The sequence below is a fragment of the Methanobrevibacter thaueri genome, from assembly GCF_015062905.1.
GTDB classification, from domain to species: domain Archaea; phylum Methanobacteriota; class Methanobacteria; order Methanobacteriales; family Methanobacteriaceae; genus Methanocatella; species Methanocatella thaueri_A.
In genome coordinates this window covers 1-8721 of the sequence record NZ_SUTK01000058.1, presented here as the reverse complement: position 1 = coordinate 8721, position 8721 = coordinate 1, and the positions used below count along the sequence as shown (strand labels likewise).

Annotated in this window: 8 protein-coding genes; 4 read left to right on the top strand and 4 right to left on the bottom strand. The window is 38.4% G+C overall.

Going from position 1 to position 8721, the window contains the following annotated elements; genetic code table 11:
• The coding region (locus E7Z79_RS08420; RefSeq protein WP_303739514.1) for an Ig-like domain repeat protein at positions 1-1970 on the top strand (1970 nt) is incomplete at its 5' end.
• Between the two features lie 72 nt (positions 1971-2042).
• Here E7Z79_RS08420 and thiC read toward each other — a convergent pair.
• From thiC to E7Z79_RS08405, 3 genes are all read right to left on the bottom strand, one after another.
• Positions 2043-3341, bottom strand: coding sequence for a phosphomethylpyrimidine synthase (thiC, locus tag E7Z79_RS08415; RefSeq protein WP_303739513.1), 1299 nt, complete (start codon positions 3339-3341; stop codon positions 2043-2045).
• Positions 3342-3574: 233 nt separating this feature from the next.
• A complete protein-coding gene (locus E7Z79_RS08410) occupies positions 3575-4489 on the bottom strand; it encodes a carbohydrate kinase family protein (protein WP_303739512.1) in 915 nt (304 codons plus the stop codon).
• A gap of 173 nt (positions 4490-4662) precedes the next feature.
• Positions 4663-5532 (bottom strand): LysR family transcriptional regulator, encoded by an 870-nt coding sequence (locus tag E7Z79_RS08405; protein WP_303739511.1) that lies wholly within the window; start codon positions 5530-5532, stop codon positions 4663-4665.
• A 57-nt stretch (positions 5533-5589) separates the two neighbouring features.
• Here E7Z79_RS08405 and hxlB point away from each other — a divergent pair, with 57 nt between their 5' ends.
• Positions 5590-6180 (top strand): 6-phospho-3-hexuloisomerase, encoded by a 591-nt coding sequence (gene hxlB, locus E7Z79_RS08400; RefSeq protein WP_303739510.1) that lies wholly within the window; start codon positions 5590-5592, stop codon positions 6178-6180.
• Here the strand turns inward: hxlB and fdhD are convergent.
• The gene (gene fdhD / locus E7Z79_RS08395; RefSeq protein ID WP_369693443.1) at positions 6172-6921 is read right to left on the bottom strand and encodes a formate dehydrogenase accessory sulfurtransferase FdhD; all 750 of its coding nucleotides are present in this window, start codon (positions 6919-6921) and stop codon (positions 6172-6174) included. The two genes, hxlB and fdhD, sit on opposite strands and share 9 nt — an antisense overlap.
• 614 nt (positions 6922-7535) lie before the next feature.
• Between fdhD and E7Z79_RS08390 the strand changes: the two genes are divergently transcribed.
• Entirely contained in the window at positions 7536-8342 is an 807-nt protein-coding gene (locus tag E7Z79_RS08390; RefSeq protein WP_303739508.1) for a formate/nitrite transporter family protein, read from the top strand.
• A 90-nt stretch (positions 8343-8432) separates the two neighbouring features.
• On the top strand, positions 8433-8721 hold a 289-nt coding region (locus E7Z79_RS08385; RefSeq protein ID WP_303739507.1), incomplete at its 3' end, for a molybdopterin-dependent oxidoreductase.

Below are 8721 nucleotides of genomic sequence, written 5' to 3'. Positions count from 1 at the left end.
TTGGTGGTGCAATTCTTAATCAGAAAACGGTCACTGTTTTGAATTGTAATTTTACAGGTAATTATGCTGGGTTTGGTGGTGCAATAAACTCTCAGGCTGGTAAAGCATTAATCTATAATTCAAATTCCATAGCCAATAATGCAACAACTTATGGTGGAGCAATAATGACTTCTTCATCCATGTTAATCGAAAACTCCTATTTCATAGCCAATAATGCAACTGATGGTGGCGCAATTCACATTTCAGATTCAGACATAGAAATTGAAAAATCCCATTTCATAGAGAATAATGCAGTTGCTGGTGGAGCAATATCTGCTTCCGATATGACAAAAGCATTAATAAACAACAGCGATTTCTCACAAAACACAGCATCACGTTTTGGGGGAGCAATAGTAGTTAATGGTGAATATGGTGATTCGGAGATTACTGTCGAAAATTCTATATTTGCACAAAACACCGACACTGAAGGAACTGGAGACATCGCTTTACAAAATGAAAACAGTAAGGCTACATTGATCAATGTCACTCCAAGCAATTTGGTTCCAAAATACATTGTCGAAATGGATGTGGCTGAAGTAAGTGATGTTAACTACACTCAGAATGTTGTGATAACAGCCTCCAATATTAAAAAATCTGGTCAACTTCTCAACAATGGTAATGTAATATTTTCCATCAACGGAGGTAACTATTCTGTTCCTGTAAAAAACGGAGTAGCAACTTTTAATCGTACATTGGACGCTGGATCATATAATGTAGTTGTAACATATGTTGGGAATGCTACAGATGCAAATCCAACAAAAACCATCGAATTCGATGTGCTTAAGCTTCCGGCAGTTCTTGAAGTCATAAGTGTCACAAACTGTACATATGGTGATTCAATACAAATCAAAGCCAATGTTACAAGTCAAGGATTACCAGTTAACGAGGGTAAGATAATCATCATAGTCAACGGCAAGGAGTATTCCGCTGATGTGATCAATGGTAATGCAACAATCGACGCTCCTAAGATAGATGCGGGAACATATTCCGTTAACTTGACATATGAAGGAAATTACTTTACCGACAATGCATCCGTCCAGTTTGAAGTGTCCAAATGTCCTGCAACCATTGAAGTAGTGAACGTTGCTAACTGTACCTATGGAAATTCCATACAAATCAAAGTCAATGTCACCGGCGCAAGCTCACCAATTAACGATGCCAATGTATCAGCTGTCGTCAACGGCAATGTCTATTCCGCTGAGGTAATCAATGGAACTGCAACAATCGAAATTCCAGATTTAGGCATTGGAACATATGGGGCCAACGTAACATTTGGCGGAAATTACCTTGCTGACAATGTATCCGCTAAATTTGAAGTTTCCATAGCAACTGCTGCAATCACTGCCAAAGACATTGCATATGTCATAAATTACGGCGGAAAATACAGTGCAGTCATTAAAGACACCAACGGCAAAGCGGTTGTTGGCGAAAAGGTAACATTCACATTAAACGGAAAAAGCATAGGCTCTGCAGTCACAGACAAGAACGGCGTTGCGTCAATACAATTGACTCCTGCAATTCTTAAAGCGGCAAAAGTGGGCAAAAAGAACCTGGTTATTAAATTGGTAAGCAGCAACTACAAACCTTTAAGCAAAACAGTCAAAGTAACTATCAACAAGGAGAAAACCAAAATCCTCAAGGCCAAAAAGACCTATAAGTTCAAGAGGTCCAAAAAGGCCAAAAACATAAAAGTTACCTTGAAAAACAGCAAAAACAAGGTCATGAAAAAGGTTAAAGTGACCATCAAACTGTCCGGTAAAAAGATTAAGGGCAAAAAGACTGTCACTGCCAAAACCAACAAGAAAGGTGTTGTAACCTTCAAGCTTGGCAAAAAATTAACCAAGAAAACCAAGGTAAAATACACAATTACCTTCAAAGGCAACGCTTACTACAACAAAGTAGTCAAAAAAGGAAAAATAATAGTTAAGTAGATTAATAACAATCTACTTCTTTTTTTTATTTTAATATACTTTTAAAAAAAGAGAAAATAGATAATTAAATATCTATTTGATCAAGTCGGAATCGGACTGATCCAACCATTCGTTAACGATTTTTACTGCACAGAAGTTACCGCACATGGTACAGGTGTCCTCTTCTTCAGGAGGTCTTTGGTCTCTTTTTGCACGTGCAGCTTCCGGAAACATTGCGCAAGCATATTGTGCTTCCCAATCAAGATTCTTACGAGCTTCTGCCATTGCAAGGTCTTGTGAACCATCGATTTGGCCGCTTGCGAGGTCTCCTGCATAAGCTCCGATTTTGGTTGCAATTACACCTTCCCTTACGTCATCAGGGTTAGGCAATGCAAGGTGTTCTGCAGGGGTTACGTAACAGATAAAGTCAGCACCTGCCTTTGCAGATGATGCCGCACCGATTGCGGATACGATGTGGTCGTAACCTGGTGCCACGTCACATACGATAGGTCCTAACATGTAGAATGGTGCATTTGAACACATTTTCTTTTGAATCATTACATTTGTTGGGATTTCGTTGATTGGAATGTGTCCTGGTCCTTCAATCATACATTGCACTCCAGCTTCACGGGACCTGTCGATCAATTCTCCTAAAATAATCAATTCTTGTATTTGTGCCCTGTCGGTTGAATCTGCAATGGACCCTGCCCTCATACCGTTAGCAAGTGAAAGAACAACATCATGCTCTTTTGCGATTTCCAGTACGTAATCGAAGTTGGCGTATAATGGGTTTTCCTTTTCGTTTTCGACAATCCATCCGGACATGAATGAACCTCCTCTTGAGACCAGACCGGTCACACGGCCTTGCCTTTTGAGTCTGGTTAAGGTTTCAATGTTGATACTACTGTGGACTGCCATGAAGTCGATACCATCTTTTGCTTGCTTTTCGATGGTGTTGAAAAGGTCATCTTCAGTCATGTAAACAACGGAACCGTCTCTTCTGATACTTTCGATTGCTGCCTGATAAACAGGCACTGAACCTACCGGCAATGGGGACATGTCAAGAACCCTGTTCCTGATTACGTCAAGGTCTCCGCCAATACTTAATTCCATAAGACAGTCTGCACCGTTATCGATTGCGATTTGTGCTTTCAGCACTTCCTCATCGAAGTTCACGATATCGGTTGAGGTTCCGACGGTTGCATTTACTTTTGTTCTGAGTCCGGCTCCAATACCTGAAGCCTCAATGTCTCTGTTAACGTTACTTGGTATTACAATTGTACCTTCTGCCACTGATCTTAAAATGAAATCTTCTGAAACACCTTCTATTTCCGCAACGTGCTTCATTTCATCAGTTAATATTCCTTTCTTAGCATCACTAATCTGTGTCATTATATCTCTCCATTAACATTTATAATAGTCAAAGTTATTTTAAAATTTTTCCACACAAAGTTGATATTTTCTTATTTTTATTTAATAGTATTTAAATTAATAGGATTAATATCTATTCCAAATTTGTTGATATATATCAAGTCTTTTTTAAAAAAATAGTTAATTTTATAATTTAAATTAAAAAATAAGGTCATATTGACAAAAATAAAATAAAATTGAAAAAATGAAGGGAATTAATAGAATTCGCTCATTCTTTCAAATGCCTCATCAAAGGTTGGCATATTGGTCTGACAGCCTTGATGTTGAATAATGAATGATGAAACGGATGATGCAAACTTGGCTGATTCTTCAAGTGTTTCTCCATTCAGGAATCTTGATAAGAATCCTGCCCTGTATGAGTCTCCGGCACCGGTAGGGTCAACCGCTTCGGTTGGGATTGCATCGATTTTGATTTTCTCTTCGCTGGAATATATTTCACAGCCGTTTGCGCCGCATGTTTTAACAATGATTTTAGGACCCATCTGCCTCAATCCGTTCAGGTCAACTTCCAGAGCATCCAGAATCCTTTCGATTTCATGATGATTGCCGAAGAGGATTGTTGTGTTCTCAATGACGTCAACCAGCTTTTTGGTATCATACATTCCAAGGTCCTGGCCCGGGTCGAATGATACGAGCAGGTCCTGATTTTTCGCTTCCTGTGAACATTTCCAGTTGAATTCCGGGTCTCCTGTTGCCAGGTGAACCGCCTCTGCATTTTCAATCGCCTTTACCGGGACTTTGCTTTGTGCAAATTCCTTTGCAGCTCCCCAGTAGAAGTAACTGATCTGGTCGTCATTGTCATCAGTGAGGACAAATGCGGTAGGTGTCGCCTCACCCGGAACAATGATTAATGAATCAGTGTCAATGCCCAAATTTTGCATGCTTTCATAGTATTCTGTTTTTTTGAAATCTCCACCGACAGCTGAAACGAGTGAAGTTTTTAATCCTAATTTCGCTCCAACGCAAGCCACGTTTGCAGCTGCCCCACCATTAAATGTTTTCATATTGGTTATAGGAGCTGAAAAATTAGCTTTTGGAAATTCAGGCACTCTAATAATGTAATCGTGAGCAGAGTGACCAATTGCTAGTAAATCTCTGTTTTTAACCATAATATCGCCTTTTTATTTTTCAATTTTATATTGTGTTTCATCATTATTTAATGTTTTGAATTACACATTTTCACGGATGCGCACATTCACAAAAGCACGGTGAAACATGAGTGTAGTTTAATATATATAATATTATATAATAAGAAATTTTGCCGAGAGCATTTGAAAACTAATCAGCCCATCGGTGTGAAACCCTGTTTTCCTATGGATTTCTGGGCATCGTTAAGCAGATATCTTACGAACTCGTCAACTTCCGGCTTGTCTTCGTTGACCTTGATTACGCTTATGACATGCTGGGTGTCATACTTCAGAAGCTCGTTTCCCTTGAAATAGCTGGCATTCAAAAATGTATATAAGTTTTCAGAGTTTCTCACGATTTTGAATGCATCGAATTGGGAATTTACTGTGTCCTTTATATTGAACTTGATGTCGTAATGCCTTAGGCTGTTCCAGGCAAGCCTCTGGGCGGACCCGTTTACCCCTACAAAATCAAGGCCCTCCAGATCGGATATGCTTTCGACGTTTCTGGATTTCGGACTTGAAACCAGAACAAGATAGTCGTAGGCTATCGGCATGAAGTTTATGTCCCGCTCATATGCAATCAGAGGGTCATCCAAAGTGAGAATGTCCACGACGCCCCTTTTTGCAAGCTTGAATGCGTCCTCGTCGTTGCTGCTGTAGATGTTGATGTCGAAGGGCGTTTCGATGCTTTCCAGAAGCCCTGTGCTGATGTGGCCTCCTGCAATGTTTATGCTTGAGGTCTTTTCAATCTGTATCAGATATTTTCTGAATTCTTCAAGGAGCTTCAGTCCGTCTGCTGTGAGATGGGTACCGTTTCCTATTTTTTGTGTAATTTTTACGCCAAGCTTGTCTTCTGCCTTAAGCAATCTCCTGTTGAACACCGTATGTGAGATGTTCAGTTCCTTTGCGGATTTTCTCTGCGACTTTGTCCTTGACAGGGAATCCAGGCTTTGGTATAGTTTGTAATCGTAGATTTCACCATTTATCTCCAGACTGATTAATCCCTTACTTTCAATTTTCATTAATTATATATAAAATTGTAATCATAATTAATAATATTGATTTATGAGTTTGATAAAATGGATATAATGAAAACCTCTATAAGAGCTATATTGGACAATATTGAAAGTGCAGAAGAATTCCTTGATAAGGAATCCATTGAAAAATTTGAGAGCATCATCATTAACTCAAATAATATCTTTGTAACCGGTGCCGGAAGGTCAGGACTTGCCGCAAAGGCGTTTGCCATGAGATTAATGCATTTAGGTTTAAGCGCATATGTTGTAGGCGAAACCATTTCCCCTGCCATCTATGCTGACGATTGCATTGTGGCCATTTCCGGATCAGGTGAAACAAACACAATCGTGTCTGCCGCCAACATCGCAAAAAATAGAGGTTCAAAAGTTCTTGCATTAACATCCTATCCTGAATCAACTTTAGGTCAACTCTCTGACTGCTTCATCCTTGTAAAAGGAAGGACAAAAAAAGAAGTTGATGATGAAAACTATATGAAACGTCAGATTCACGGAAACTACACTTCCCTGACTCCATTGGGAACCGCTTTCGAGCTGACCACACTCGTGTTTTTGGATGCAATCGTTTCCGAGCTTATGGAAAAGATGCAGCAAACCGAAAACGATTTGAAGGCAAGACACACAGTTTTAGAATAGTATCCTGTTTTGATTGTTATAGATATTGCAGCGTTGACCCCTTAAAAAGCCGACCAATGTAATATTTCCTTTTTTTGCAATATTGTATCCTGAATTAGCGGGAGCTGCGTTTGATGCAAGAATCGGCACGCCGGCCCTTGTCATCTTGATGACCATGTCCGCAGGCATTCTTCCGCTGTAGATTACGTATGAATGGTTCAGGTCAAATCCGTTTAGGATTCCATAACCGATCACCTTGTCAACCGCAACGTGACGGCTGACGTCCTCCTTGACTATGAACTTCCCGTCATGAACGATTCCGGCTACATGTGTTCCTCCTGTGGCCTGCCATATTTCGGCATTGTCCTTGAGCTCCTCGATTCTCTCAATCAGTTCATGGACATCAACCTGAAAGTCAGACTCGACAGGGTTAACGTCCTTTATTTTGCTTCTCCATCCTCCGGCGGAATCGGAGCACAATACAGTTTCATTTGTTTTCAGAAGTGTGTCGTCAATTTCAACGTTGATTTGGGGTCCGTCAATTTCTATCTTCCTGATGTCATCCAGGGACTTCACCATGTTCTCGTTGAAGAGGTATCCCACTGCAAACTCTTTAAGCGAGTCCTCGATTGCAGACAGGCTGCGTGAAATGCTTCCGTTGATTGTCAGTGTCACGGTTTCATCCTTCACAACTTTTTCCCTTGTTTCTGTCGCACGGTCATCCTTAAAATTTATTGCATCTATTTCTTCAATTTTCATCATCTCACCTGATATAATATATTATGTTGCTTGTTTTTAAAAATTGATGTGTTCCAATTATTTAATTGGCAATTTTCTTAAATATATTAAAGCATGGAAACGATTTTAAATCATGATTTTAATTTAAAATTCGCTTTAATTTTAATTCATCGTCTAATATTATTATATTTTCATTCACCATGTTATTTAATCATGTTTTATTGGATTCGGATAGTTATTTTGCGATATGTATCGGATATTAAGATAGGTCGTTTGATGGTATAAGAACAATATTTGGAAATTTTAAATTTCATGTCTGATTTGATATTGGGTGGTTATACATAGATTTATTTTTAAAAATAAGGTTTTTAAACAATTATAAAGTATATTATAACTAATTAAAACTTAAATCATTAAAAAAAGAGAATTTTCACGATGTGTATATAATCCATCATGATTTATCATTACATTAAGTTTTATTCCTTTGTAGTATTTAAATATTTCTTTTAGGCTCTAATGACAAATCCTTTTTATATATTAAATACTAATATAGTATCATAATACTCTTTGAACTATTTGGGATTCATTCAGTATTATATAAAAAAATTAATAAAAAGGGAATAAAAGAGGTTGATAAAATGAGTTCATCTTTCAAAAGTCCAGTAGATACTGCGAAAGCAATTTCCGCAACTGCTGGAGCAAAAGACTCTGCAAAAATAGATAATGTAATTATTCTCTCCTTTTTAGCAGGAGCATATATTGCATTTGGTGGTTTATTAGCTGTAGTGGCAAGCGCAGGTATGTTAAAAGCAGGCGCTCCACTAGGTTTAGAAAAATTCGTATTCGGTGCAGTGTTCCCTGTAGGTTTGATTATTGTTGTTCTCGCAGGATCAGAACTTTTCACTGGAAACGTAATGTTTATGACACTCGGTGTTTTAGACGGTTCCGCTTCAGTTGGCGGTCTCTGTAAAAACTGGGTTATCAGTTGGATTTTCAACTTTGTAGGTGCTTTATTCGTTGCTTACGTTTTAGCTTTCATGGGCGGAATTACCCCTACTGATACTGCAGCACCAGCTTACGCAATTTCCGCAAAAGCAATTGCTGTAGCAGAAGGAAAAGTTACCATGCCATTTACCGCAGCATTAATCAAAGGTATTGGTTGTAACTGGCTTGTATGTTTAGCTGTATGGTTAGCTAACGCATCAGATGATATCATCGGTAAAATCGTTGGTATTTGGTTCCCAATCATGGCGTTTGTATGTATTGGATTTGAGCACAGTGTCGCAAACATGTTCTTCATACCATTAGGTATGTTCTTAGGTGCTGAAGGTGTTACCTGGGCTACTATTATCATTAACAACTTAATCCCAGTAACTATCGGTAACATCATCGGTGGAGGACTCTTTGTAGCATGTCTTTACTGGTACACCTACTTAAAAGGATAAGCTAGTAAACTTAAATTGAAGAAGCTTTTTTAAAGCTTCTTTCTAAATATTTTTAAAAATACAAAAAAACTATATTTTGGAGATTATAAAATGGTTGAGATTAAATATGTCCCAACAATTTGTCCATACTGTGGTACTGGTTGTGGACTCAACTTCGTTGTAAAAGACGGAAAAATTGTTGGAGTAGAACCTTTAAAAAGACACCCTGTAAACGAGGGTAAAGTATGTCCAAAAGGAAACTTTGGATACCAATTTATTAATAGGGAAGACAGATTAACTACTCCTTTAATAAAAGAAAACGGTGAATTTAGAGAAGCTTCTTGGGATGAAGCATTAGACTTAGTTGCTAACAAACTCAAAGAAGTATCTGACGAAGATC

Bases quoted from the DNA above. Each gene is read 5' to 3' on its own strand.
- thiC (WP_303739513.1), bottom strand. From the start codon at position 3,341: ATGACACAGATTAGTGATGCTAAGAAAGGAATATTAACTGATGAAATG.
- hxlB (WP_303739510.1), top strand. From the start codon at position 5,590: ATGGATATAATGAAAACCTCTATAAGAGCTATATTGGACAATATTGAA.
- fdhD (WP_369693443.1), bottom strand. From the start codon at position 6,921: ATGATGAAAATTGAAGAAATAGATGCAATAAATTTTAAGGATGACCGT.
- E7Z79_RS08410 (WP_303739512.1), bottom strand. From the start codon at position 4,489: ATGGTTAAAAACAGAGATTTACTAGCAATTGGTCACTCTGCTCACGAT.
- E7Z79_RS08405 (WP_303739511.1), bottom strand. From the start codon at position 5,532: ATGAAAATTGAAAGTAAGGGATTAATCAGTCTGGAGATAAATGGTGAA.
- E7Z79_RS08390 (WP_303739508.1), top strand. From the start codon at position 7,536: ATGAGTTCATCTTTCAAAAGTCCAGTAGATACTGCGAAAGCAATTTCC.